Source organism: Pyxidicoccus caerfyrddinensis (assembly GCF_010894405.1).
Taxonomy (GTDB): Bacteria; Myxococcota; Myxococcia; order Myxococcales; family Myxococcaceae; genus Myxococcus; species Myxococcus caerfyrddinensis.
In genome coordinates, this window is the sequence record NZ_JAAIYA010000010.1 from 442,725 (window position 1) to 466,243 (window position 23,519).

Below are 23,519 nucleotides of genomic sequence, written 5' to 3' on the forward strand. Positions count from 1 at the left end.
TGCTGATAGAGGACGCGGAGACGCGGGAAGGACCATGCAGCAGAAGATCTCCGACGACATGTCGCAGACCGCCGAGCACTCGCATGGACGGGAGACTCCCGCCCAGCGCGTGATTCCGGCGCTGACCGTCATGTCTCATCCACATCCCCAGCGCATCGGCGAGCAATTGCTGCTGGAGACGCTGGCCACCTCCGGGAGGACGGCGTCGCTGTCGCGCAACGCGCCGGAGTTCAGCCGCCCGGGCGGGCTGGTGACGCAGCCGCTGGGAGACCCCTTCATCAGCCGCACGCCCATCCAGTTCGAGCCGGGGACGCGGGGCTTCCTTCGGCTGGTGGTGCCGGAGGGCGGGACGCGGGTGTGGGTGGCGGACGCGCCCGTGCAGGGCGTGCGGGAGTTCTCCCCCGAGGAGCTGACCGCGGGCGTGCCGCTGGTGCTCGCCGACCGCGTGGTGCTGCTGCTCCACCTGGCCGCGAGCCACCGCGAGCTGACGAAGGCGGACCTGGGCATCGTCGGCCAGGGCGACGGCATCCGTCAGGTGCGCGAGGACATCGCCCGCGTCGCGGACCTGAACGTCCCCGTGCTCATCCGCGGCGAGACGGGCACGGGCAAGGAGCTGGTGGCGCGCGCCATCCACGAGCAGGGCCCCCGCCGCGCGGGTCCCTTCGTGAGCGTCAACCTGGGCGCGCTCGCGAAGGAGCTGGTCTCCGCCGAGCTGTTCGGCGCGCAGCGCGGCGCGTACACCGGCGCCACCAGGGACCGCGAGGGCTTCTTCCGCGCCGCCCAGGGCGGCACCCTCTTCCTCGACGAGGTGGGCGAGGCTCCGCCCGAGGTGCAGGCCGCGCTGCTGCGCGTGCTGGAGACGGGCGAGGTGTACCCGGTGGGCGGCCACACGCCGGTGCCCGTCGACGTGCGGCTCGTCTCGGCGACGGACTCGGACCTGGAGGCGCGCATCCAGGAGCGGCTCTTCAAGGCGCCGCTGCTGCACCGGCTCGCGGGCTACGAAATCCACATGCCGACCCTGCGCGCACGCCGCGAGGACATCGGCCCGCTGTTCATGTACTTCGCCCGGCAGGAGCTGGAGACCACCGGCGAGTCCGGGCCGCTGTCGGCCTCGGACCCGCGCGCGGAGCCCTGGCTGCCCGCGACGCTGGCCGTGCGGCTGGTGCGCTTCGGGTGGCCCGGCAACGTGCGCCAGCTGCGCAACGTCGTCCGGCAGCTCATCATCGGCAGCCGGGGCCTGCCGCACCTGCGCATCGACCCGCGCCTGGAGCAGACGCTCGACGCGGACGCCATGCCCGTCCCCGGCCGGGAGCCGGCCGCGGCCTCCCCGTCCACGCCGGACGTCGCCGAGGCGAAGGCCCCGCGCCGCAAGCCCTCCGAGGTGAGCGAGCAGGAGCTGCTGGAGGCCCTGCGCGCCTGCTCCTGGGACCTCAAGGCCACCGCGGACTGGCTGGGCATTCCCCGCCCCTCCGTCTACGTGCTCATCGACAAGAGCTCCCTGCTGCGCACCGCGCGGGACTTGAGCCCGGAGGAAATCACCCGCAGCTTCCACGAGTGCGAGGGTGACCTGGACAAGATGGTGCAACGGCTGGAGGTCTCCAAGCGCGCCCTTCAGCGCCGCCTGCGCGAGCTGGGGCTGGTCGGCTCCTGACGCGTCAGCGCACCCCGCGGGCGGGGGGCCGGACACGTCAGCCCGGGCCGCGCCTGGCTGGGTGATGGGCCCGACGCCCCGGAAGTTCGCGGACTTGCGCGATCAGGCGTGTTGGCCCGGCACCTGCAAAAATGGCCGGCCCATGGACGCCATCATCACTCAATTGCAGTCGTTGGCCCTCACGTCGGCCCTGCCCTACCTGCTCAAGGCAGTGGGCGCGCTGGTGCTGTGGTTCTTGGGCCGTACCGTCATCAACGGGTTCCGGCGCGTGCTGAACCTGGCCCTGCAGAGGCGCCAGCTCGACGCCACGCTCATCCGCTACATCGAGTCGCTGTTCAGCGGCTCCCTCACGATGCTCCTGCTGCTCGGCATCCTGGGGATGATGGGCGTGGAGACGACGTCCTTCGCCGCGCTGCTGGCGGCGGCGGGCATCGCGATTGGCACCGCGTGGTCCGGCCTGCTCTCCAACTTCGCGGCGGGCGTCTTCCTGCTCGTGCTGCGCCCCTTCCGAGTGGGCGACGAAATCTCCGCCGCGGGCGTCACCGGCGTGGTGCAGGAGATTGGCCTCTTCGCCACCACGCTCGACACGTCGGACAACCTGCGCATCTCCGTGGGCAACAACCGGCTGTTCGGCGACAACATCATCAACTTCACCCACCACCCGCACCGGAAGCTCGTCATCAAGCTGCCGCTGCTCCACGGCGGTGACGTGCGCCTGCAGATGCGCGCGCTCCTGGAGATGGTGTCCACGGTGCCCGGCGTCCTGCAGCAGCCCGCGCCCGCCATCGAAGTGGCGGAGTTCACCGCTCTCGGGCCGGTGCTCGGCATCGGCGTGCACTGCAAGCCGACCCAGGCCACGGCGGTGCATGCCGCCGTCGCGGGCGCCGCCGCGGACTTCCTCGTCGCCTCCGGCTACTCCGTACCGCAGGACACGGCCCGGCTGCTCACTGCCCGGGCCGGATGAACCCCTGAAGGAAGCGTCAGTCGCGCAGGTAGTGGCAGGTGTAGCCGCCCGGGTTCTTCTCCAGGTAGTCCTGGTGGTACTCCTCGGCCGGGGTGAACTCGCCGGCCGGGGTGATTTCGGTGACGACGGGGCGCTTCCACTTGCCGGAGGCGTTGACGCGGGCCTTCACCGCCTCGGCCACTCGCCGCTGCTCGTCGGACAGGTAGAAGATGGCGGAGCGGTACTGCGTGCCCGTGTCGTTGCCCTGGCGGTTGAGCGTCGTCGGGTCGTGCATGCGGAAGAACCACTTCTCCAGCAGCGTCTCGTAGGTGAGCACCTTCGGGTCGAACACGACGCGCACCGACTCCGCGTGCCCGGTCTCACCCGAGCTCACGTCCTCGTAGCTGGGGTGCTTGAAGACGCCGCCCGTGTAGCCGACGTCCGTCTTGATGACGCCCGGAATCTTCCGGAGCAGCTCCTCCATCCCCCAGAAGCAGCCCCCCGCCAGCAGCGCGGTCTCCGTGGCCGCCGCGGGGGCGGTGAACTTCGGTGCGTTGGCGGCGGCCTTCAATGCCGAGGCCGGAGCGCTCGCCGCCGCAGTGCGGCCGAAGAGCGGCAGCCACGCCGCGTAGCCCTCCTTCTCCAGGTCGTTCACCGGGACGAAGCGCAGCGCCGCCGAGTTGATGCAGTAGCGCAGCCCCGTGGGCTTCGGTCCGTCATCGAACACGTGGCCCAGGTGGGAGTCCCCGGCCTTCGAGCGGATCTCCACGCGCACCATGCCGAAGCTGACGTCCCGCTTCTCCACGACGCGCGCGCCGTCGACGGGGCGGGTGAAGCTGGGCCAGCCGGTGCCGGAGTCGAACTTGTCGCGCGAGGAGAAGAGCGGCTCTCCCGTGGCGACGTCCACGTAGAGGCCCTCGGCGTGGTTGTCCCAGAAGGCGTTGTGGAAGGAGGGCTCGGTGGAGCCTTCCTGGGTGACCTCGTACGCGAGGGGCGAGAGGGTGCGGCGGAGCTCCGCGGCGGCGGGCTTCTCGTAGCGGCGGGTATCGTTCACGGTGGACCTCGGGGTGGGGGCCGCGCTGGCGCCGGGGGCGGCCCCGCGGGCCTCGGTGCACGCGGCCAGCACGGCGAAGAAGGCCAGGGCGACGGGAAGGAGCCGGCGCGCCACCGGCGGAGGAGCGCGGCGGGACGGGGATGGGATGGCGGCAGCGGGCGACATGGGTTCGGCCTCCGGGCACGCCAGGTGCGTGCGGGTTCTCCCGCCTGTACGCGCGACCCCCGAACCGGGTTTCAGCGAGAAGCACCGCCCACACTGCCCGCGTGGGTCCGTGCGACCTGGCCTCTGGAAGGTCGTCTACTGAACAGGCGGCCCTGGTAGATAGGAGCCCATCCACGGCCATCAAGGAACGAAACCCCATGGATTACGCCATCCGAACGGAGGGCCTGACGAAGCGCTACGGCGCCCTCGCGGCGGTGAACAACCTGAGCCTCGAAGTGCCCACCGGCTCCGTGTTCGGCTTTCTCGGGCCGAACGGCGCGGGGAAGACCACGACCATCCGCATGCTGCTGGGGCTCATCCGGCCCACCTCCGGCGCGGCGTCGGTGCTGGGAGTGGACGTCCTGCGCGAGCGGCCCCGGCTCTCCACACTCGTCGGCGCCATCGTCGAGGTGCCCGCCTTCTACCCGTACCTCGATGCCGCGGAGAACCTCCGCGCCATGGCGCTCGGCGCGGGTCAGGCGCTCGCCGCGGGTGAGTCGGACCGGCTGCTGGAGCTCGTCGGCCTGTCCAAGCACGGCAAGCGTCCGGTGAAGCAGTACTCGCTGGGGATGAAGCAGCGGCTCGGGCTCGCGGCGGCGCTGCTGGGCGACCCGCCCGTGCTCTTCCTGGACGAGCCGACCAACGGGCTGGACCCCGACGGGGCGCGGGAGATTCGTGACCTCATCGGCTCGCTGAGGAGCGAGGGCCGCACCGTGTTCCTCTCCAGCCACCTGCTCCAGGAGGTGGAGCGCATCTGCACGGACGTCGCCATCGTCCAGAACGGCGAGCTGCGTACGCAGGGCAACGTCGCGAAGCTGCTGGCGAGCAGCGGCATCGAGCTGCGCGTCTCGTCGGTGGCGCGCGCCGCGGGTCTGCTGGGCCTGCCCCCGGCGGAGTCGCATACCTCCGAGGCGGGCTGGCTCCTCACCGAGGGCACCGACAGCGCGGTGCCGGGCCTGCTGCGCAAGCTCTTGCAGGCGGACGTGGATGTCTTCGAGGTGCGCCCGAAGCGCAACTCACTGGAGCAACTCTTCTTCGAGGCCACCGCCGCCGCGCGGGGAGGCACCCACCCGTGATGCTCACCGCGCTCTCCCGTCAGTTCACGGCGGAAGTCCTCAAGGCCCGCAAGCGGAGCCTGTTCTTCGGCACGCTCGGGCTGCTGCTCTTCTTCGCCATCCTCCCGCTGCCCATCGCCATCGCCGGGGCGGCGGATGCGTCCATCCGCGACTGGGCCCGGGACATCGTCACCTTCCCCGGCTGCCTGTGGAACACGCTCAAGCTCACCCACCTGGTGCTCCCCATGCTCATCACGGTGGTGGCCGCCGGAGCGGTGGGCGGCGAGTACTCCGGTGGCACGTGGAAGATGACGCTGCCGAGGACGACCTCGCGCGCCTCGCCGCTGCTGGCGAAGTTCCTGGCCACGCTGGTGCTGACGCTGGGCACGCTCGCCTTCACCTTCGCCTTCGCGGCGGCCATGGGCGCGGTGGGCTCGCTCATCCTCGGCTTCCCCTTCGTCGCCGGTCCGCTGGGACTGGGCGCGGGGGACCTTGGCCGGATGGTGGCGTACTTCGTCCTGGAGTTCTCCTGCATCATCAGCCTGGCGATGCTCGCCTCGGTGGCCACGCGCTCGCTCATCGGTGGCGCCGTGCTGGGCTACGTCTCCCAGCACCTGCTGCGTGCCCTGACGTTCCTGCCGGGAGGCTGGCTGTCACCGATGACCAACCTGGAATCGCTCCAGGCCCGGTGGCTGGCGCAGAGCAGCTACCGCATCGCCGACGTGGAGGCGGCGATGGGGCGCGCCATGAGCTGGCAGGCCAGCACCGCGACGGTGGTGGTCTTCACCGTCGGCTGCGGCCTGGTGGCCATCTGGTTGTTCGAGAAGCGGGACCTCGCGTCGGAGTAGCAACGGTGAGCGGCACCGCCCGCTCCCAACGCCAGCCCCGTTCCGTGTGCTCCCGTGCCGAGGCCAGCTTCGGAGCCTGGCATGGGGCGCCGTGCTCGCCTCCTCCGCTCCCTCTTGGAGGAACCAGCTATGGGCAGAGGAAACGGACCCTGTAGTCGAAGCACGTGCCGTTGGTCTGATCCACATTGCGGCAGATGCCGCCGACGGTCGGCTCACACGTATAGACCTGGCCTGTTTGAGTCCAATCAACGCCCGTCACAGTCTGGCACTCGATGCCCAGGGGGTTGGGGCAGGCCTGCCCCATACCGAGGAAGTCCACCAGGCTCTCCCAGTCACCTGACAGCGACGGCGCGTCACGGTTCAGCCAGGGAGTCCAGGTGCCGCTGCAGTTCCCTGGCCCAATCCAATCCCGAATGGGAGCGCTCTGGCAGAGCGGCTCGACAGGGGTGTTGGGGGTGCTGGGGTCCCACCTGGAGTCATGGAGCGCGAAGACCCTGCAGCGGTCACACCAACTGACGCCAGCCTCCGCCATCGCGTCCGAGAGGCCGCCCAGGAACGAGTTCTGCCTCAAGAGCGCCCCACGCGCGTCCCAGCGCTGGATGACCCTGAAGAGGGCCGTTCCTGGGAGTGCCACCCGCTCATCGTCACTGCTCCCACGACGGTCGGTGCTGTAGCGCATGGGCCGATTGCTCCAGACGTCCGCATTGCCAGGAGCGTTCTGTGGCGGCAAGGAGGGCCGCCCATCGAAGGCATCATGCAGCAGCGTGGCGACACGTCCCACCTGCCTGTCGAACGCGTCATCAGCCCCGTTGAGACACTGGCCGAGCGCCCCGCAGTTGGCATCCATGCAGGCGCCGCTCGCAGAGGGGCAGTACCTCATTCCTTGAGACCGGTTGGAAGCCGGGGGAACGAAGTAGTTCACGCCCCCCGCGAATTGCCCGCTCATGAAGTCAGCGAATGCCTCGTTGAGATAGGCCGCTTCCGCATTGGGGCCGGGCAGCCCACAATTGCTGAGCCGATTCATGACGGCATCCGTGTACCCGACGGTGATGTTCTCCGGGCTGGACCTGTAGAGCATGCTACACAGCGTGAAGTGCCCGTACTCGTGGCTGAGGACGCCTCTGGAGTTGAGGTTGTCGCCCGCATCATCGTCAGGAAGGATGATGTCCACGGCATAGGCAGGACCCGCCAGCGCCACCGCCGCGATGACGGCCTGGGCAATCAACGGCTTCCAGATATCGTCGGTCTCGCAGGCGCCTGACAGGGCCGCGGACACGGCAACCACATAAGGGACATGCCCCTTGCTCGGCATATTGAGACAAGGGGCCACGGCCTCGCCACGCCCGGAAAGCGATGCCAGCCCGCCGATGAGGATGACTGCCTTGTGAGCTGTATACCCGGCGACGTCCCGCAGGTAGGCACGTCCTTCCGAGGCCTGCGCAAGCACGTTGACAGGTCCACTCCGAAGTGGCTGCACCATATCGACATCCTGCTGCGTGCGAGCAGGTGTCAGGCTCTGGAAGTCACAAAACTCCATGCCCAGCAGGAAGCGCGTGACGACCGCGGCATCATTCTCCAGCCGCATGCAGAAGGTCGTGGGCCTGCCCCTCGCAACCCTGAGCGTCGCGGCGCCTGTGTCCCCCGTCCTCGCCGTATAGAGCGCCGGAGCCATCGTTCCAAACTGCCACACACTGATTCGCAAGTCTGGCAGCACCACGGGTTGGCCTGCCCCCTCGCCCCATGCGCGTTGCATGGGCACGTTCTGGTCGAAGCCACGGTCCGTGTTGAACACCTGGAACTCGACGTCCAGTTGGATGGAGCCTCTGCCCCATCGGTCGATGACGCCAATTCCCTTGACCGCCAGGCGCACGACGCCGGTCACGACCTTGGCGATGCCACGCACGATGGCACGCCGGAGCTGGTTCAAGAGGGGTTGTCCGGTGCGTCCCTCGGAGGCGCCCCAGGTCTCCACGTCCGCGGGCTGCAAGCCTCGATAGAGGAAGCCAGATTCGCGGAGCGCCTGATAGGACACGGAGCCATCATCCAGCTGGGCCCCGGCAGGGAGGTCTCGCAGCGCAATCACCCTGTAGATGGGCTCCCCCTCGAGCGCCGCCTTGCGCAGCAGGTTGTAGGTGGCCGCGGGCATCAAGGTGAAGAGGAACTGGCCCTGGCCATCCCCCTCGTGGCCGAACGTTCCCTGCTGGCCCTGCCACCGTGCGAACTCCTCGGAAAAGAGAGGAAGAGGGCTGTAGTGGACGAGCATCTCGTCCAGTGCATCCACCTGGTCCTTCTCTTCCACATAGACCAGCGCGTAGTAGAGCGCCGGTTGCCCCTCCAGGTTCTGCTCGGGGAGGGCGGACGTGCTCGCCCACGAGAAGGAGTCCCGGAGGGCGACCGACTCCTCCGGGGAGATGGGAGGCTCGAGCTCGGACATGTTGCCGCCAAGCTCGACCCGGAGCTGGGTAATCCGCGCCGGGTCTTTATGGTCCCCGTTGTGGAGGTGAAGCTGGAACCAGTCCGCCTGTGCTGACTGGCCGGATTCCAGACCATTGCTGCACCGCCTGAAGACATACCGGTGCGCACGTGCGCGTTCGACTGTTGTCTCGGGATGGGCCTTGTCACTCCCGCCCTGGTATTCACAAACAACCTCCTCCGCTCCCGAAAGCCGGAAGCGGAGGTCGGCCCGATGATTGCCACTGTTACCGAGAACCACCGGGAGGTGCTTGGGAATGAGGAACGAGAGCGGCGCATCGAGGGTGGCAACACCGTCCTCCCATCGCGTTGGCGAGTACGCCCGGGTTGCTGTCAGCGTCAGCGAGGCACCACTCCAGACGGGAGTGGTGAACTGCTGGGGCGCCTCCTCCACTTGCACTTGACCACACGACGCAGTGACGAGAAGCAGCATCAACTGCAGCGTCTGGCGGGCACATCCATTCAATGACAGCCAGGCCTGGGTGCGCCTCACGCCGCGGCCATTGTCTCCACGGCGATACAGCTTGTTCAGATCGAGCTTCGTCATGCATCTCCCAGAGGCCTGCTGTTACAGGTGGCAAGCCATCCTGACACCTGCGGGATTGAGGCGCCAAGCGCAGAGAGGTGCATGGCCTCCATCGTCAGGATTGACCCGTCCGTGGGAGGGGTGGGGTTGATAGGCCTCATTCCCGCTTCTCTACGCCGGCTGCTTCTGGCTCAGCGCCACGCTGCCGAGAATCAGCGTCCCGGCGATGAGCATGGAACCGGTGAGCGGCTCGTCCAGGAGCAACCACGCCCACGTCACGGCGAACAGCGCCACGTCGGGCCCCGGGACGGACGGCGTGTGCCCTGCAGGGGGGCAGGCCTGCCCCTCGGCCGAGCCGGCAGTCCGCGCGCCGCGTGGGTCCGCGCCGGGATATAGGCTCCCTCCATGACCTTCTCTTCGCTCGGCCTCTGCGAGCCGCTCGTCCGCGCCGTCGCTGACCTGGGCTACGACGCCCCCACGCCCGTGCAGCGCGCCGCCATCCCCGCCGTGCTGCGCGGACAGGACGTGTGGGCCTCGGCGCAGACGGGCTCGGGCAAGACGGCCGCCTTCCTCCTGCCGCTGCTGCACAGGCTCGGCGCCGTTGCGCCACGCTCGCCGCGCCCCGTGCGCGCGCTGGTGCTGGTGCCCACGCGTGAGCTCGCGGCCCAGGTGATGGAGGCGGTGGAGCAGCACGGCAGGCACCTGCCGCGGGCCCTGAAGAGCGTCCTCGCGGTGGGCGGCGTCTCGGCGAACCCGCAGATGCTTGCGCTGCGCGGCGGCGCGGACCTCGTCGTCGCGACCCCAGGGCGCGCGCTGGACCTCGCGGAGCAGAACGCGCTGCGGCTCGGCGCGGTGGAGATGCTGGTGCTGGACGAGGCGGATCGGCTTCTCTCGCTGGGCTTCGCGGAGGAGCTGGACCGGGTGCTCGCGCTGCTGCCCGCGCGAAGGCAGAACCTGCTCTTCTCCGCCACCTTCCCGCCGGGCGTGCAGAGCCTCGCAGCGGGGCTTTTGCACGAGCCCGCGCGCATCACCGTGGAGGCGAGCGAGGCGGCTCCCCCGCCCGACATCCAGCAGCGGGCCCTCGTGGTGGACACCGACAAGCGCACGATGCTGCTGCGCCACCTGCTGGACACGCACCCGTGGTCGCACGCGCTCGTCTTCGTCGCGAGCCGCTACGGCGCAGACCACGTCGCGCTGAAGCTGCAGCGCGCGGGCTTCGCGGCGCTCGCACTGCACGGGGAACTGAGCCAGGGCGCGCGCACGCAGGCGCTCGAGGACTTCAAGGCCCGCCGCGTGCGGGTGCTGGTCGCCACGGACGTCGCGGCGCGCGGGCTGGACATCGCGAGCCTGCCGGCGGTGGTGAACTACGACCTGCCCCGCTCACCCACGGACTACCTGCACCGCATCGGCCGCACGGGCCGCGCAGGGGAGCCCGGCACGGCGCTGAGCTTCGTCACCGCGGACACCGAGGCCCACTTCCGCGTCATCGAGAAGCGCCACGGGCTGCGCCTCGAGCGCGAGCGACTCCCGGGCTTCGAGCCCACGGAGGTGGCCGCGCCCGTGCTCGACCCGCAGGGCGGCGTGAAGGGCAAGCGCAAGAGCAAGAAGGACAAGCTGCGCGAGGCGGCGGCCGCCAAGGGCCCTAAACGCAAGCCCTAGCCCGGATCGGTCACACCGGGCACGGAGTCGAGGGCTGGAGACCTACCGTCCGGCGCCCGAGGCCTGACGCACGGCCAGGACCGGCGGTGCCCTGGATTCCAGAGCACCGCCGTGTCTGTCGGTCTGGATGACGACCTGGCGTCGGGGAAGCTCAGCGCGCGTCGAACCTCGGGCCCTGTGCCACGAAGGAACTGCCGTTGCTCGAGGCGACATACCAGCTGCCCGGAGAGGTGCGCTCACGGGCGACGAGGTCCGCCTTGCCGTCCCCGTCCAGGTCCGCGACGAAGAGGCGGTACGCGCTGCTCTCCACCGCCCAGTTCGTGAGCCAGGCAGTCGCCTGGGCCTGGAAGGTCGTTCCGGTTCGGAGTGCGACCCTCCAGGCCTTGTTCCCGGTCCGCTCCTTGGCAATCAGGTCCGCCTTGCCGTCTCCATTCACGTCCGCCACGAACAGGTCGTGATCGGCGCTGCTGACCGCGAAGCTCGCAAGCGAGGTGGACTGGGGCGTGAACGCCGAACCCGAGTTGAGCGCGACGTACCAGTTGCCGGGCGAGGTCTTCTCCTTGGCGATCAGATCCGCCTTGCCATCCCCACTCACGTCCGCGACAAAGAGGTCGTACGCACTGCTGGCCACCGCCCATCCGGAAAGCCAGTTGCTGGTTGCGGGAACGAAATGCGTCCCGTTGTTGAGGGCCACGTACCAGGTACCTGGAGCGTTCCGCTCCTTGGCCACCAGGTCGGCCTTGCCATCCGCGTTCAGGTCCGCGGCGAAGACGTCATACGCGCTGCCGACAGCCCACGCGGCACTGGCGGCAAGCCAGGGATGGTCGCTGGGAACGAAGCGAACCCCGTCGCTCATGGCGACGTACCATTCGCCATTGACGCCGCTCTGCGCGACAAGGTCCTTCCGCCCGTCGTTGTTCACGTCCACCAGGAACAGGTGGTAGGCATCACTGACGGTGGCCCAGTCCGTCAGCTTGGCGACTTCCCTGAAGGCGGGAACCAGCTTCACGGTGCCCGACTGCTTCTCGATGGCCACGCTCCCCCAGCGGCCCGGGTATTCGCGCTCCTTGATGATCATCTCCACGGAACTGCCATCCCCCCCGGGCAGAGAGGTGCCATCCGGCCGCGTGTCCGTGAAGGCATCCCCGAAGTAGACGTCGAAGTCGGCGCCGCGGTCGCAATCACCACCAAAACCGGCGCCATCGCTCGACACCAGCAGGTTGCGGGTAAACTGTTGCAGCCGCGAGTCGACCCGCGAGATGACGGGGCCGCCGAGGTATTTCAGCGTCGCCCAGTCATCCAAGCCCCAACTCCAGAGCATGCTCATGCCCGCGACGACGTGACCGCTCGTCGCCGTGGGGCGATACAGCACGAGGTGCGTGATTTCATTGCCGTAGGGCGTGGGATTCGCCGTGGCCCAATTGGGATCATCGGAGAAACGCCCCTGCCCCAGCGGCAGCAGGCAGGCCGTGGGATTCATTCGGAACAACAGGTTGGGATGGATGGAATCCGCCTCCCAACCGAGATTCCCCACTCGGACGGTCGTCGAGGGAACCGTGGGACCGATGACCACGTCGCCCGCCGCGGTGATGCTGCTCCCAAGGCTCGGGCGGACGGCGACGGTGTTCGTGAAGAAGGTGAGCGGGAGCTCGAAGGTGTTGCCCGCGGGATCGATGGGGTACTGGACGCCCAGCAGTTCCTGCTCCGGCTTGTTCACGGGAGGTGCCCGGAACCAGGTCGTCGTGAGCTGGGGCGAGACCGGGAGAAGCGGGTCGGAACAGGTCGTCGCCGTACCAGGGACGGTGATTTCGCTTCGGCAATCGGGCGTCGAGTCCGCCGTGTTCGTGGCGCTGTCCTTGTAGCCCACGATGATCGGACCCGGGTTTCCCGTCGTGGAGGCTTCATAGCGGATCTGCCAGTACCCGGTGTTGCCCGCCATCGCGATGAGATTGCCGCCCCCCGCGACGAAGGCATCCAGCTTGTTCCGCGTCGCCATGTCCCAGTATTCGCCGTGGCCGGAGATGATGGCGGAGCGCCGGGCGTTCAGGAGGGCCGGGAAACGCGAGACGTCATAGTCCGTGGCCACCGAATACGGCAGGTTGTTCTTCTCCATGAAGCGGAGCAACGGAACGTCCGTCTTGAAGTGGGTCGGGACGTTCCACGACGGGCGCGCCATGGAGACCTTGGAGACCCTCGGCTTCGAGTACATGCCGCGCCGGGGGCACTTCGTCGCCCCCTCGCAGATCCAGGCAGGATCGGAGGGGTCGCTGTCGTACAGCGTCTCCCCCCAGGGGTTGTAGACCTCGGTCGTCGTCGGGTTGACGATGACGAGACGCTCCGTGGACGCGTCGTCGCGGACGACGAACGTCGCAAGGGTTTCCTTGGGCGAAGGGGCGTTGGGGGTGATCCTCACGAAGTACAGGCCTGTGGCGAGCGTAGACACGGAGGGCTGCACGGGATGGGTCCACGCGCACTCCACCAGACCATGGTCCGTCTCTTGCTGCCGGAGAGCCTGGTACCCGGTGACCGTGGTGGGCGTTTCGATGCCGCATCGAGGCTGGGCGAGCGGGCCGTAGACCGTAGAAGGCGTGTTGTTCGAGTCGAAGACGACCAGCGCGCCGGCCCCGCCGTACCAGCCAAGCCTGTAGATGCGCAGCCGGAAGGTCTCCGGGCTCTGGACGTAGATGCTGGGGGTCTCGCCTGTATTGATGGAATAGGGCGCGACGTACACCCCCCTGGGCGCAACCGTGGGCGTGGCCGGATCATGATGTCCCTGCCGGAACGTCGCGGGGGTGATGAGGTCTTCCCAGCCATCGGACTGTGCCTGACCGGGCAAGGGGAGTGCGACCAGCAGGCTCAACAAGAGTGGCAAGGCATGGCGTCTAATCAAGGTGTGCTCCGGATTGGGGATTCGACATGACCGGCACGTGCGGAGGGTTCAGTCGAACCCGACGGCCCCCTGGCCTGATGCAGCCAGAGGTGCACGGTGCGAGCCCACATACCAGCGGCGGCGTGATGGGGGCGTGACGGGGCCGCGGGCCCCGAATCCGGGTCGGGTTCTGCTGCCTTGCGCCCGCGGAGTCCCCTCGCCTACGGGTTGGGCAGCCGACGGCTTGTCTCCCGGGGCCACGAATCACCCAAGCGGTGCGGCACTGCCCACGGTAGGGTCCGCCACGCTGACGTACCCCTCTCCGGAGAAGACGATGCCCCAGGACAAGAAGACCCCGGCCGCGACAAAGGTTCCGACCGAGAAGAAGGCCCCGGCAGTGCCCACTGCGAAACCGGCGCCGGCCGCGACCGAGAAGCCCGTGCGCCGGGCAGGCAAGCCCAGCAACTCCTTCCTCGTACAGAACCCGCCCTCCAAGAGGTTCCCCTCCCGCTAGGTAGGGAGCCCCAGGCGCGCCGTGAAAGCAGGCGGGAATGGACCATCCCCACCTCAGGGCGACAAGGGCTCCTTCCTCCGGACGCGGGCGGCGGCGCGCCCTGTTGCGCGCGCCGCCGTGTCGGGGCCTTCGTTTCTTGACCCGAGTCAATGAACCAGGCGGAGGCCCCTTCTACTCTCGAGGCCATGACGGTGCATCACGGCACCGCGCCTCGATATGAACACAGCCAATCACAAACCCGGCAGGGTCCTGGGTCTCCTCTTCATCCTCCCTTTCTTCGCCTACGGAATCGGCTCCGCCGTCATCGGCTCGCTGCTGGAGGGCGCGGACCCGCTGTCCCAGGTCATCGAGCACCGCACCCGGTATGTCGCCGGTGCACTGCTCCTGCTGCTCGACTCCGCGATGGTGGTGGGCATCGGCGTGCTCTTCTTCCCCATCGGCAGGAGGCACCACCCGGATATCACCCTGGCCTATCTCTGCACGAGGGTGATGGAGGCGCTGTTGCTGACCGTGGGAGTCCTCTTCCTGCTTTCCATCCTCCACCTCGGAGAAGGTGCACAAGGCCTCGGGGCTTCCGGGGCGCAGGAGCTGCTGACCCTGACGACGCTCCTCGCGAGAGGAAACTTCTGGGCCTACCAGCTCGCCATGCTCGTGCTGGGAGCGGGCAGCGTGGCGTTCTGTGTACTGCTGTTCCGCTCCGGTCTGGCGCCATCCTCCCTGGCCCTGCTCGGAGTGGCCGGCTACGCCCTGCTGGCGCTGGGGTGTGTCCTGGAGCTCCTCGGGCTCCCCGTAGGCACCATCCTCTCGCTGCCGGGTGGGCTGTTCGAGCTGCTCCTGGGAGGCTGGCTGATGGCGAAGGGGTTCCGGCCCGTCACCCGCTCCGCCGCGGCGTAGGACGTCCGCCCCTGGACGCGAGGCGCTTGCGGATGCGGCTCAGGGACTCGGGCTTCACGCCGACGTAGCTGGCCAGTTGGTACTGCGGGATGCGCTGGAGCAGGTCGGGCCGCGTCTCGAGCAGCCGCAGGTAGCGCTGCTCAGGTGTGTCGGTGACGTACGAGGCCAGGCGGTCCTGCTGCTCGACGATCACCTGCTCCATGGCGCGCCGGGAGATGGACTCGAAGCGCGGGAAGCGCGCGTAGAGGTCGCTCTCCTTCTGTTCGTTGCCCACGACCAGCGTGGTGTCCTCGGCACAGACGAGGAAGTGCTCGGCGGGAGTCTTGTTCATGAAGCTGCGCAGGGAGAGTACCCACTGCTCTTCCGTGAAGAAGCCGTTGCTGCGCTCCTCACCGTCCACCAGGGAGTACTGCCGGACGCAGCCTTCCAGGACGAAGTAGCATTCGGTGCAGACCTGCCCCTGCTCCAGGAGGACGGTGCCCTTCTTGAAGGTCCTCACCACCATGCTGTCCAGAATCGCCCGGGCCTCCTCCTCCGAAAGCGGGGACAGCCTGGAGAAGTAGTCGAGGAGCTTGTGCTTCATGGGAGTGAAGGGAGCGTAGCAGCTCTCCCTCGCCCACCCCGGCTCATTCCCGCTTCCCTACGCCGGCTGCTTCTGGCTCAGCGCCACGCTGCCGAGAATCAACGTCCCGGCGATGACCATGGGCACCGTCAGCGGCTCGTCCAGGAGCAAGAACGCCCACGTCACGGCGAACAGTGGGACGACATACGTGACGGTGGAGGCACGCGCCGCCCCGATGCGCTGGATGAGCCGGTAGAAGATGGCATAGGCCACCCCGGTGCAGAGCACACCGAGCGCCCCGGCGCACAGCCAGGACCGCAGGGGAATGGAGTGCTCCGGCCACGACGCGGCGGCGAACGGAAGCATGAGCACCGCCGAGCACAGGAGCGTGGCCGCCGCCACGGCACCGGCCGGAAGGCCCGTGAGGTTGCGCTTCACCATGTTCCCGCCGATGCCATACAGGAACGCGGCCGTGGTGCCCGCCGCCACCGCCCAGCCGATGCTCGCGCCCGCCGTCTTGCCGCTGGCCAGCACCACCACGCCCGCGAAGCCCGCGAACAGCGCCACCGCGCGCCGCGAGCCGATGCGCTCGCCGTAGAACAGGAACGCCACCAGCGCGGTGAACAGCACCGCCATGCTGTTGCAGATGGCGCCGATGCCGGCCGGCGCCCGCTGCGCCGCCCACGCGAACAGGGCGAACGGCACCGCCGAGTTGATGGCCCCAATCAGGGCCAGCCTCGGCCACAGCTTCAGCGGGAAGGAGGCCCGCGCGCGCCACAGGAACGGCATCAGCACGAGCGCACCCAGCGCGAGCCGCAGCTCCACCAGGGGCATTGCGCCGAAGTCCTTGGCCGCGACGCGCATGAACATGAACGACGCGCCCCAGATGGCGCCCAGCAGCCCCAGCTCGAGCGGCGTCTGCCAAGTGACCGCGAGTGAGGGAGAGACGGGACGGACCAGCGTGGTTGAGCTCATGGCGAGGCTCCAAAATGACTGTTGGCTGTCCCCTAGATGTCGCCGAGCGCCCTTCCCCACAAGCGCATGTTTTTCCAGGCAGCCACAAATATGATTTGAGGCTCGTCATGCCCCTGCCCTCCGACTGGCTCCCGGCCCTGGCGGCCTTCGAGTCCGCCGCCCGTCACCAGAACTTCGCCCACGCGGCGGAGGAGCTGCACCTCACGGCCAGCGCGGTCAGCCACCATGTGCGCAAGCTGGAGGCACAGCTCGGCGTCGCCCTCTTCCAGCGCCATGCGCGCGGCGTGTCCCTTACGGCCGAGGGACGCCAGCTCGCGGACACGGCCAGCAGCGCGATGGCGGACATCGACGGAGTGCTGCGCGGCCTGAGCGCCGCGCGTGACGAGCGCAACCGCGTGCGCATCAACACGCTGCACTCACTGACGTACACCTGGCTGCTGCCGCGCCTGCCGGCCTTCACCACCCTGCACCCGCACATCCGCATCCAGATAGACACGGAGGCCTCGCTGGCGCGCTTCGACGAAGGCGGCCCCGACCTGGCCATCCGCCACGGAGAGGGCCACTGGACGGGACTGACGGCGCACCACCTGATGGACGACGCCCTCTTCCCCGTGGCCTCGCCTCGGCTGGCCGGCCTCCAGGACGTCCGGGACGCGGCGGATGTCGCGAAGCTGCCGCTGGTGAGGGACTTGTCGCGCCAGGGCTGGGCGGACTGGTTCCGCGCGGCGGGCGTGCGCGACGTGCAGTTCGACGAGCGCCACGGCTTCAGCGACACCACGGACGCGCTGAAAGCCGCGGTGCACGGCCTGGGCGCGGCGCTCGGGCGCGAGCAGATTGTGGCGCCGTACCTCGCGGATGGGCGCCTGGTGCGGCTGCCCGGCCCCACCCTGCCCGCGCGCTTCGGCTACTTCGTGGTGTACCCGGCGCACCGGCGGCTGCGGCCCGCGGCGCGGACCTTCGTCGACTGGGTGCTCCAGCAACCCGCGCGCCCGCCCGCGGAGCCTCCCCGGACCCGGTAGGCGCGAAGCGCGCTGCCGCCGGCCCTCGGGCGCGGCAGCGACCTTCGGCCATATTGACAGGAACCTGTCGAATTGGCAGAAGCCTGTCCATGACGAAGCTCACGGCAGCGGGAGAGCTCCTCACGGAGCTGGTGCTGGAGGTGTTCCGAGTCAACGGCCTGGCGCTGGAGGCGGGAGACGCGCTGACGGAGTCCCTGGGGCTCAGCAGCGCCCGCTGGCAGGTGCTCGGCGTGGTGGACCACGAGCCGGCGCCGGTGGCGAACGTCGCCCGCGTCATGGGGCTTGCCCGGCAGAGCGTGCAGCAGACCGCCGATGCGCTGGAGCGCGATGGCTTCATCGAGTACCGGGAGAATCCGCACCACCGTCGCGCGAAGCTCATCGCGCTGACGCCTCGGGGCCGCGAGGCGCTCCGGAAGGTCGAGGCCCGCCAGGCGACCTGGGCCAACCAGCTCGCCGCGGGAATGGACGCGAAGGCGCTGCGGTCAGCGGCGGAGGGACTGCGCCAGGTGCGACAGCGCCTGGAGGAAGACACCGCCTCCGACAGCCGGGCGGGAGGCGCGCGATGAGCGGCACGTCGACGATTCCCCTCCTCCCCTGTGTCTCGCTCGACGAGACGCTGGACTTCTACCGGGCCCTCGGCTTCGAGGTGACCTATCGGCAGACCTCGCCGAATCCGTACGCGGTGGTGCAGCGCGACGACTTCCAGCTGCACTTCTTCGGCCTCAAGGGGCTGGAGCCCTCCGCCGCGTACAGCACCTGCCTGATCGTGATGCCCGAGGTGGAACCCCTGCATGCCACCTTCTCCGAGGCCCTGCGGCGCACGCTCGGCAGGCTCCCGGTGTCAGGCATCCCCCGGCTCACGCGGATGAAGCCGGGCCAGGGTCGGTTCACCCTGGTGGACCTGAATGGCAACTCCCTCATCTTCGTCCGGCGGGAGAAGGCCGGCGCCTCCAAGCCCCGCCCCGCGCCGGAGCCCTCCTCCCGGCTGGCGAAGGCGCTCGCCGCTGCCGCCCGCCTGCGGGACTTCAAGACGGACGACGCCGCGGCGGCGAAGGTCCTCGACGTGGCGCTCGCCCGGAACGAGCCCGCCGCGCCCGTGGACCGGGCCCGCGCCCTGGCGGCCCGCGCCGAGCTGGCGGTGGCCCTGGATGACCCGGAGCGCGCGAAGGCCCTGCGCGCCGAGCTCCAGCAGGTTCCCCTGTCCGCCGAGGAGCGCGAGCACCTCCAGGTGGAGCTGCGCGCCGTGGACCACCTGGAGCGCATGCTCGGGCGGCGGTAGCTCACACCGTCGCGTCGAACCCGTCGGTGGACACGGCCAGCTCGCGCCACGCGGCGAGCTCCTCGGCGACCTGCCGGTTCTTGGCTTCGACGACGGCGACCGTGTCGCTCCCCAGGGGCAGCCGCAGCGGCGGCCGCTCCGCGTCCACCAGCGTGAGCATGGCCTTCGCCAGCTTGTGGGGGTTGCCCGGCTGCGCGTGGTTCAGCGTCGTGGCGGAGGAGCGGGTGACACCGGACGACGCGGCGTAGTCGGCGATGGGCTCGGACACGGAGAGGGACTGCCCGTCGAGGAAGTCCGTGCGGAAGTAGCCGGGCTCCACCACCGTCACCTTGATGCCGAGCGGCGCCAGCTCGGCATGCAGCGCTTCTGTGAGCCCCTCCACCGCGAACTTGGTGGCGCAGTAGACGCCCCAGCCCTGGGAGGAGGCGTAGCCGCCGACGGAGGACATGTTGATGACGTGGCCCGAGCGCTGGCGCCGCATCTGCGGCAGCACCGCGCGGGTGACGGCGAGCAGGCCGAAGACATTGGTGGAGAACACGCGCTCCACGTCGCGAGCGCTGGCCTCCTCCACCGCGCTGAGCAGGCCGAAGCCGGCGTTGTTCACCAGCACGTCGACGCGGCCGAAGCGCGCCACGGCCGCCTCCACCGCGGCGCGGGCCTGCGCCTCCTGGGTGACGTCGAGCGCGGCGGCGAGCAGGCGCGGGTGCTCGCCGAACTTCGCGGTGAGACTCTTGGAGTCTCTCGCGGTGGCGACGACAGCGTCGCCGGCGGCCAGGGCCTCGGCGGTGATGAGGGCGCCAAAACCACGGGAAGCTCCAGTGATGAACCAGACGCGCATGGCGGATTCCTTTCGGGTGCGTCGCCGGGCAGTGCGACCGGCTGACGATTCAGAAGGTACCGGCCGCACTTCATTGAGAGAATCTCTTGAGTCTTCATCGAGCTGATGAATTCATCTCAGTAATGAAGCGCATCGACCCGGCGGCCCTGTCCCCCTTCCTGGCCATCGCCACGCACCGCAGCTTCCGGAAGGCGGCGGTGGAACTGAGGGTGTCGCCCTCGGCGCTGAGCCACGCGTTGAATGGCATCGAGGAGCGCCTGGGCGTGCGGCTGGTCAATCGCACCACGCGCAGCGTCGCGCTGACGGAAGCAGGCGAGCGCCTGTTCGAGCGCATCCGTCCCGCCTTCCGCGACATCAACGACGCCATCGAGGACCTGAACAGCTTTCGCGGCCAGCCCATGGGCACGCTGCGCATCAACGCGGCGCTGCAGTCCGCCCAGCTGGCGCTCATGCCCATCGTCACCCGCTTCCTGCGGGCGTACCCGGACGTGCGCGTCGACCTCGTGGTGGAGGATGCGCTGACGGACATCGTCGCCGCGGGCTTCGACGCCGGGGTGCGCCTGGGCGAGAGCCTCGAAGCGGACATGCTCGCGGTGCCCATCGTTCCCCGCATCCGGTCCGCCGTCGTGGGCTCGCCGGAGTACTTCGAGCGGCATGCCCGGCCGAAGACGCCGCAGGACCTGCGGACCCTGCCCTGCATCCGCTATCGCTTCCTCAGCGGCGCCTTCTACCGGTGGGAGTTCGAGCGGGGCACCGAGGAAGTCAGCATCGAGGTCGACGGCCCGCTGAGCGTCACCGAGCAGAACCTGATGGTCGACGCGGCGCTGGAGGGCGTGGGGCTGGCCTATGTCTTCGAGCCGAGGGTGACCGAGCTGATTGCGCAAGGCCGCCTGGTGCGCGTGCTGGAGGACTGGTGCCCCGCCTACCCGGGGTTCTTCCTCTACTACCCCAGCCGCCGCCAGCTCCCGGCCGCGCTCCGCGCCTTCGTCGACTTCGCGAGGGCGCCAGCGCCAGGCCGGGCGGGCTGAGCGGCGAGAAGGGCACGTTGTTAGGATGGAGCGGCCCCAGCGGAATCAGACGCGAGGTGGACCGTGGACGAAGTGAGCCGGAGAGCGGCGCTGAAGCTGATCGCGGCGGCGGGAGTCACCACCGCCGCGGGCTGTTCGCGCGGCGCCGGAAAGGCAGAGGAGCAGGGAATGAGTCAGCAGAAGGGCCAGCAACAGCAGGAAGCCGTCCTCCATGTCGAGCCGCTCGGGATGCCGTGGCGGACGCCGGACCCGTTCCTCTTCTGCGTGCACCACGACGACCGGTACCCTTCGGGCAACGAGCGCCTGGGGCCGACCGCCTCGCTCGCGGGCCGCAACCTCGGCCAGGACTTCGACGGGCGGGACGGCTGGAACATGTACCACGGCACGGTGGTGCCCGGATTCCCCCAGCACCCGCACCGGGGCTTCGAGACGGTCACCGTCGTCCGCAACGGACTGCTCGACCACTCCGACTCGCTCGGCGCGGCGGCGCGCTTCGGCGGGGGCGACGTGCAGTGGCTCACGGCGGGCGCGGGCATCAACCACTCGGAGATGTTCCCGCTGCTGAAGCGTGACAGCCCGAACCCCGTCGAGCTGTTCCAGATCTGGCTCAACCTGCCGCGCGCGAACAAGCTCGTGGAGCCGCACTTCTCCATGCTCTGGAATCACGTCATCCCGCAGTACGTCGCGAGAGACGAGGCGGGACGCACCACGGAAGTCACCGTGGTCGCCGGCCGGCTCGGGGACACGAAGGCACCCCCGCCGCCGCCGAAGTCCTGGGCCGCGCACGCGGACGCGGACGTGGCCATCTGGACGCTCAAGCTGGCGCCGGGCGCGCGCTGGACGCTGCCGGCGGCGGCGCGTGGCAGCAACCGCATGCTGTACTTCTTCCTCGGCTCCGGGCTGCGCGTGGCGGGCCGCGCCATCGCGCCGTCGCACAGCATCGACTTGCGCGCGGACGTGGACGTGGAGCTGGAGAACGGCGCGGACGTGACGGAGCTGCTGCTCCTGCAAGGGCGTCCCATTGGCGAGCCCGTCGTCCAGTACGGCCCCTTCGTGATGAACTCGCGGCAGGAAATCCAGCAGGCCTTCGCGGACTACCAGCGCACGGGCTTCGGTGGTTGGCCCTGGCCGAGCAACGACCCCGTCCACGCGCGCGAGGAAGGCCGCTTCGCGCGGCACGCTGACGGACGGATCGAACGGCCGGCCTGAGGACTCGCGACGCGCAGGAGGCGGAGCCCCCACTGCCAGCATGGCAACCACGCTAGACTGCCCTCCATGAAAAAGCGGCTCCTCCTCGGGTTCGGCGTGCTGGTCCTGGTGCTGGCGGGTTTCATCGCGAAGACGCTCGCGGACGCGGGCCAGTTCAAGCACCTCGCCCCCCACTTCGCCGGCCGTTGCACGCCGGTGTCCGGCATGCCCGGCGCCGAGGACATCACCTTCCACCCGACGCTCGGCTACGCCTACGTCTCGTCGGATGACCGGCGCGCCACGCTGGCCGGACGCCCCGTGCAGGGAGGAATCTATCGCCTCGACCCGGCGAGCTCCGCGCCCCCCGTGCTGTTGACCGGAGCCTTCAAGCAGGCCTTCCACCCGCACGGCCTCACTCTCTTCGTCGCCCCGGACGGCGCGCAGACCCTGTTCGTGGTCAATCACCCGGAGCCGGGGCAGCAGCAGGTGGAACGATTCCAGGTCGGTGCGGACGGGATGCTCATCCACCACCAGTCGCTGCGAGACCCGGCCCTGGTCTCCCCCAATGACGTGGTGGCGGTGGACGCCGCGCGCTTCTATGTGACGAACGACCACCACTACCCGCCGGGCGCCATGCAGGTCGTGGAGGAGTACCTGCAGCTCGCCATCGGCAACGTGCTCTACTTCGACGGCAAGGGTTTCCGGGAAGTCATCAGCGGCACGTCCTACGCCAATGGCATCAACCGCTCCGCGGACGGTCGGACGGTCTACCTCGCGCAGGTGGTCGGGCGCTCACTGTCCGTCTACTCGCGGGACGCGGACTCGGGCTCATTGACGCATCGGCAGACGCTCCCACTGGGGACCGGGCCGGACAACATCGAGGTGGATGCGAAAGGCGAGCTGTGGATTGCCGCCCACCCGAAGCTGCTGGATTTCGTGGCCCACGCGAAGGACGTGTCCGGGGCGACGCGAGCTCCCGCGCAGGTGCTGCGGCTGAAGTCCTCGGGAGACACGTTCGAGATGGAGGAGGTGTTCCTCGACGACGGCCGGCAGACAGCCGGCAGCGCCGTGGCAGCGGTCTCCGGGAAATGGATGCTGCTCGGCCCCGTCTTCGACCCGGATATGCTCCGCTGCGAGCTGCCTTGACGACGAACCGCTCGCGCCGGGTGTTGCTCGGCCTCGCCGCCGTCCTCCTCGTCGCGAGTGGCTGCGCGCCTCGCCGTCATCCCGCCTTTCCACCGGAGAAGCACGGACTGCCGCCGGGAACGCCCCTCACCTTCGCCCAGCTGCGCGAAGGGGCGCTGCCGGCCGGAGACCGGTTCCAGATTGACGCCTACGTCGCGGGCTTCAGTGACTGTCCGCCGTGCCCGCCACGGTCCAACTGTAAGACGTGTGAGCGGCTCTCGACAGTGCTGTATCTGAGCGAGGGGCCTCCGCCGTACCAGGCGGAGTCGGCGGTGCTGAGCGTCGATATCGGCATCCACGACGGCCACGCGTTCGTGCCTGGCCGCAGGTATCGCTTCGAGATGGGCCCACCGACGCCCGACGACACCCCGGGGCCGCTGTCGTACGAAGCCTCCCTGCTGCGCTACACGCCGCTCCCCTAGTCCTACTGTGTCATAAAGGTCGTCCCCCTCGGAAAACGGCGTGCTGGCAGAGTCGTTGGCACAGGGCATTCCCGAGGGGAAACCAGACGTTTATGACACAGTAGGACTAGTGAAGTGTCCGCGAAGTAATCCAACATAGTCAGCGGCGATGCCGCTCGAACCAGTTGTGCAACTTGGCTCGGGTCCATAACCATGTGAAGGGATGGACGTAGAGGCGGTTGTACTCGGGCCAGCTTGCATCGAGGTGGGCGATGAAGTCTGAGCGGCGCCGGCGCCTCCAATCTCCGCGCTGCAGGTAGCACGCGCTGAATGCCCGCAGCAGCAACTCGGCCTG

Annotated in this window: 21 protein-coding genes; 13 read left to right on the forward strand and 8 right to left on the reverse strand. The window is 69.1% G+C overall.

Translation table 11 applies throughout. From position 1 onward, the window contains the following. Nucleotides 1–34 precede the first annotated feature (34 nt). On the forward strand, nucleotides 35–1,651 hold the full coding sequence (locus tag G4D86_RS25770; RefSeq protein ID WP_163996669.1) for a sigma 54-interacting transcriptional regulator: 1,617 nt from the start codon (nucleotides 35–37) through the stop codon (nucleotides 1,649–1,651). Nucleotides 1,652–1,793: 142 nt separating this feature from the next. Then, the gene (locus G4D86_RS25775) at nucleotides 1,794–2,615 is read left to right on the forward strand and encodes a mechanosensitive ion channel family protein (protein ID WP_163996670.1); all 822 of its coding nucleotides are present in this window, start codon (nucleotides 1,794–1,796) and stop codon (nucleotides 2,613–2,615) included. Between the two features lie 16 nt (nucleotides 2,616–2,631). On the opposite strand, the gene G4D86_RS25780 is transcribed toward G4D86_RS25775, so the two are convergent. Next, the gene (locus G4D86_RS25780; RefSeq protein ID WP_163996671.1) at nucleotides 2,632–3,813 is read right to left on the reverse strand and encodes a bifunctional methionine sulfoxide reductase B/A protein; all 1,182 of its coding nucleotides are present in this window, start codon (nucleotides 3,811–3,813) and stop codon (nucleotides 2,632–2,634) included. A 197-nt stretch (nucleotides 3,814–4,010) separates the two neighbouring features. Between G4D86_RS25780 and G4D86_RS25785 the strand changes: the two genes are divergently transcribed. Together G4D86_RS25785 and G4D86_RS25790 are read left to right on the forward strand one after the other, a co-directional pair. Then, the gene (locus G4D86_RS25785) at nucleotides 4,011–4,928 is read left to right on the forward strand and encodes an ABC transporter ATP-binding protein (protein WP_163996672.1); all 918 of its coding nucleotides are present in this window, start codon (nucleotides 4,011–4,013) and stop codon (nucleotides 4,926–4,928) included. After that, nucleotides 4,928–5,755 (forward strand): ABC transporter permease, encoded by an 828-nt coding sequence (locus G4D86_RS25790; protein WP_240360473.1) that lies wholly within the window; start codon nucleotides 4,928–4,930, stop codon nucleotides 5,753–5,755. Before G4D86_RS25785 ends, G4D86_RS25790 begins: the two co-directional genes overlap by 1 nt. Nucleotides 5,756–5,882: 127 nt before the next feature. On the opposite strand, the gene G4D86_RS25795 is transcribed toward G4D86_RS25790, so the two are convergent. Continuing rightward, entirely contained in the window at nucleotides 5,883–8,774 is a 2,892-nt protein-coding gene (locus G4D86_RS25795) for a hypothetical protein (RefSeq protein ID WP_163996674.1), read from the reverse strand. 150 nt (nucleotides 8,775–8,924) lie between these two features. Next, nucleotides 8,925–9,047: a hypothetical protein gene (locus tag G4D86_RS53880; RefSeq protein WP_275899145.1), complete on the reverse strand. Its 123-nt coding sequence runs from the start codon at nucleotides 9,045–9,047 to the stop codon at nucleotides 8,925–8,927. A gap of 111 nt (nucleotides 9,048–9,158) precedes the next feature. Here G4D86_RS53880 and G4D86_RS25805 point away from each other — a divergent pair, with 111 nt between their 5' ends. Continuing rightward, nucleotides 9,159–10,412, forward strand: coding sequence for a DEAD/DEAH box helicase (locus G4D86_RS25805; protein ID WP_163996675.1), 1,254 nt, complete (start codon nucleotides 9,159–9,161; stop codon nucleotides 10,410–10,412). A gap of 151 nt (nucleotides 10,413–10,563) precedes the next feature. On the opposite strand, the gene G4D86_RS25810 is transcribed toward G4D86_RS25805, so the two are convergent. After that, nucleotides 10,564–13,272, reverse strand: a complete 2,709-nt coding sequence (locus tag G4D86_RS25810; RefSeq protein ID WP_163996676.1) for a VCBS repeat-containing protein — start codon at nucleotides 13,270–13,272, stop codon at nucleotides 10,564–10,566. 739 nt (nucleotides 13,273–14,011) lie between these two features. On the opposite strand from G4D86_RS25810, the gene G4D86_RS25815 reads away from it, so the two are divergent. Beyond that, nucleotides 14,012–14,689, forward strand: a complete 678-nt coding sequence (locus G4D86_RS25815; RefSeq protein WP_163996677.1) for a DUF4386 domain-containing protein — start codon at nucleotides 14,012–14,014, stop codon at nucleotides 14,687–14,689. Here the strand turns inward: G4D86_RS25815 and G4D86_RS25820 are convergent. Both G4D86_RS25820 and G4D86_RS25825 read right to left on the reverse strand, forming a co-directional pair. Continuing rightward, nucleotides 14,667–15,272 carry a Crp/Fnr family transcriptional regulator gene (locus G4D86_RS25820; RefSeq protein WP_163996678.1) on the reverse strand — a complete coding sequence of 202 codons (606 nt, stop codon included), beginning with the start codon at nucleotides 15,270–15,272 and terminating at the stop codon, nucleotides 14,667–14,669. The two genes, G4D86_RS25815 and G4D86_RS25820, sit on opposite strands and share 23 nt — an antisense overlap. Before the next feature lie 57 nt (nucleotides 15,273–15,329). Then, nucleotides 15,330–16,226 (reverse strand): DMT family transporter, encoded by an 897-nt coding sequence (locus tag G4D86_RS25825; protein WP_163996679.1) that lies wholly within the window; start codon nucleotides 16,224–16,226, stop codon nucleotides 15,330–15,332. A gap of 107 nt (nucleotides 16,227–16,333) precedes the next feature. Between G4D86_RS25825 and G4D86_RS25830 the strand changes: the two genes are divergently transcribed. From G4D86_RS25830 to G4D86_RS25840, 3 genes are all read left to right on the forward strand, one after another. Beyond that, nucleotides 16,334–17,245 (forward strand): LysR substrate-binding domain-containing protein, encoded by a 912-nt coding sequence (locus tag G4D86_RS25830; protein WP_163996680.1) that lies wholly within the window; start codon nucleotides 16,334–16,336, stop codon nucleotides 17,243–17,245. A gap of 89 nt (nucleotides 17,246–17,334) precedes the next feature. Then, the gene (locus G4D86_RS25835; protein ID WP_163996681.1) at nucleotides 17,335–17,811 is read left to right on the forward strand and encodes a MarR family winged helix-turn-helix transcriptional regulator; all 477 of its coding nucleotides are present in this window, start codon (nucleotides 17,335–17,337) and stop codon (nucleotides 17,809–17,811) included. Beyond that, complete coding sequence (locus G4D86_RS25840; RefSeq protein WP_163996682.1) at nucleotides 17,808–18,524, forward strand: VOC family protein; 717 nt, start codon at nucleotides 17,808–17,810, stop codon at nucleotides 18,522–18,524. Before G4D86_RS25835 ends, G4D86_RS25840 begins: the two co-directional genes overlap by 4 nt. A 1-nt stretch (nucleotide 18,525) precedes the next feature. On the opposite strand, the gene G4D86_RS25845 is transcribed toward G4D86_RS25840, so the two are convergent. Next, the gene (locus G4D86_RS25845; RefSeq protein WP_163996683.1) at nucleotides 18,526–19,362 is read right to left on the reverse strand and encodes an oxidoreductase; all 837 of its coding nucleotides are present in this window, start codon (nucleotides 19,360–19,362) and stop codon (nucleotides 18,526–18,528) included. A 122-nt stretch (nucleotides 19,363–19,484) separates the two neighbouring features. Between G4D86_RS25845 and G4D86_RS25850 the strand changes: the two genes are divergently transcribed. The 4 genes from G4D86_RS25850 to G4D86_RS25865 all read left to right on the forward strand — a co-directional run bounded on the left by G4D86_RS25850 (nucleotide 19,485) and on the right by G4D86_RS25865 (nucleotide 23,185). Then, entirely contained in the window at nucleotides 19,485–20,390 is a 906-nt protein-coding gene (locus tag G4D86_RS25850) for a LysR family transcriptional regulator (RefSeq protein ID WP_163996684.1), read from the forward strand. A 168-nt stretch (nucleotides 20,391–20,558) separates the two neighbouring features. Beyond that, nucleotides 20,559–21,599 carry a pirin family protein gene (locus tag G4D86_RS25855; protein ID WP_163996685.1) on the forward strand — a complete coding sequence of 347 codons (1,041 nt, stop codon included), beginning with the start codon at nucleotides 20,559–20,561 and terminating at the stop codon, nucleotides 21,597–21,599. A 66-nt stretch (nucleotides 21,600–21,665) separates the two neighbouring features. After that, nucleotides 21,666–22,724 (forward strand): strictosidine synthase family protein, encoded by a 1,059-nt coding sequence (locus tag G4D86_RS25860; protein ID WP_163996686.1) that lies wholly within the window; start codon nucleotides 21,666–21,668, stop codon nucleotides 22,722–22,724. Further along, complete coding sequence (locus G4D86_RS25865) at nucleotides 22,721–23,185, forward strand: hypothetical protein (protein WP_163996687.1); 465 nt, start codon at nucleotides 22,721–22,723, stop codon at nucleotides 23,183–23,185. Before G4D86_RS25860 ends, G4D86_RS25865 begins: the two co-directional genes overlap by 4 nt. 139 nt (nucleotides 23,186–23,324) lie before the next feature. On the opposite strand, the gene G4D86_RS52215 is transcribed toward G4D86_RS25865, so the two are convergent. Beyond that, nucleotides 23,325–23,519 (reverse strand): hypothetical protein (locus tag G4D86_RS52215; RefSeq protein WP_420821865.1); only part of this gene is annotated, 195 nt, incomplete at its 5' end.

What these genes read in the sequence shown, in the direction of transcription:
- G4D86_RS25770 (WP_163996669.1), top strand. Translation starts at nt 35, where the DNA reads ATGCAGCAGAAGATCTCCGACGACATGTCGCAGACCGCCGAGCACTCG.
- G4D86_RS25775 (WP_163996670.1), top strand. Translation starts at nt 1,794, where the DNA reads ATGGACGCCATCATCACTCAATTGCAGTCGTTGGCCCTCACGTCGGCC.
- G4D86_RS25780 (WP_163996671.1), bottom strand. Translation starts at nt 3,813, where the DNA reads ATGTCGCCCGCTGCCGCCATCCCATCCCCGTCCCGCCGCGCTCCTCCG.
- G4D86_RS25785 (WP_163996672.1), top strand. Translation starts at nt 4,011, where the DNA reads ATGGATTACGCCATCCGAACGGAGGGCCTGACGAAGCGCTACGGCGCC.
- G4D86_RS25790 (WP_240360473.1), top strand. Translation starts at nt 4,928, where the DNA reads ATGCTCACCGCGCTCTCCCGTCAGTTCACGGCGGAAGTCCTCAAGGCC.
- G4D86_RS25795 (WP_163996674.1), bottom strand. Translation starts at nt 8,774, where the DNA reads ATGACGAAGCTCGATCTGAACAAGCTGTATCGCCGTGGAGACAATGGC.
- G4D86_RS25805 (WP_163996675.1), top strand. Translation starts at nt 9,159, where the DNA reads ATGACCTTCTCTTCGCTCGGCCTCTGCGAGCCGCTCGTCCGCGCCGTC.
- G4D86_RS25815 (WP_163996677.1), top strand. Translation starts at nt 14,012, where the DNA reads ATGAACACAGCCAATCACAAACCCGGCAGGGTCCTGGGTCTCCTCTTC.
- G4D86_RS25820 (WP_163996678.1), bottom strand. Translation starts at nt 15,272, where the DNA reads ATGAAGCACAAGCTCCTCGACTACTTCTCCAGGCTGTCCCCGCTTTCG.
- G4D86_RS25825 (WP_163996679.1), bottom strand. Translation starts at nt 16,226, where the DNA reads ATGAGCTCAACCACGCTGGTCCGTCCCGTCTCTCCCTCACTCGCGGTC.
- G4D86_RS25830 (WP_163996680.1), top strand. Translation starts at nt 16,334, where the DNA reads ATGCCCCTGCCCTCCGACTGGCTCCCGGCCCTGGCGGCCTTCGAGTCC.
- G4D86_RS25835 (WP_163996681.1), top strand. Translation starts at nt 17,335, where the DNA reads ATGACGAAGCTCACGGCAGCGGGAGAGCTCCTCACGGAGCTGGTGCTG.
- G4D86_RS25840 (WP_163996682.1), top strand. Translation starts at nt 17,808, where the DNA reads ATGAGCGGCACGTCGACGATTCCCCTCCTCCCCTGTGTCTCGCTCGAC.
- G4D86_RS25845 (WP_163996683.1), bottom strand. Translation starts at nt 19,362, where the DNA reads ATGCGCGTCTGGTTCATCACTGGAGCTTCCCGTGGTTTTGGCGCCCTC.
- G4D86_RS25850 (WP_163996684.1), top strand. Translation starts at nt 19,485, where the DNA reads ATGAAGCGCATCGACCCGGCGGCCCTGTCCCCCTTCCTGGCCATCGCC.
- G4D86_RS25855 (WP_163996685.1), top strand. Translation starts at nt 20,559, where the DNA reads ATGAGTCAGCAGAAGGGCCAGCAACAGCAGGAAGCCGTCCTCCATGTC.
- G4D86_RS25860 (WP_163996686.1), top strand. Translation starts at nt 21,666, where the DNA reads ATGAAAAAGCGGCTCCTCCTCGGGTTCGGCGTGCTGGTCCTGGTGCTG.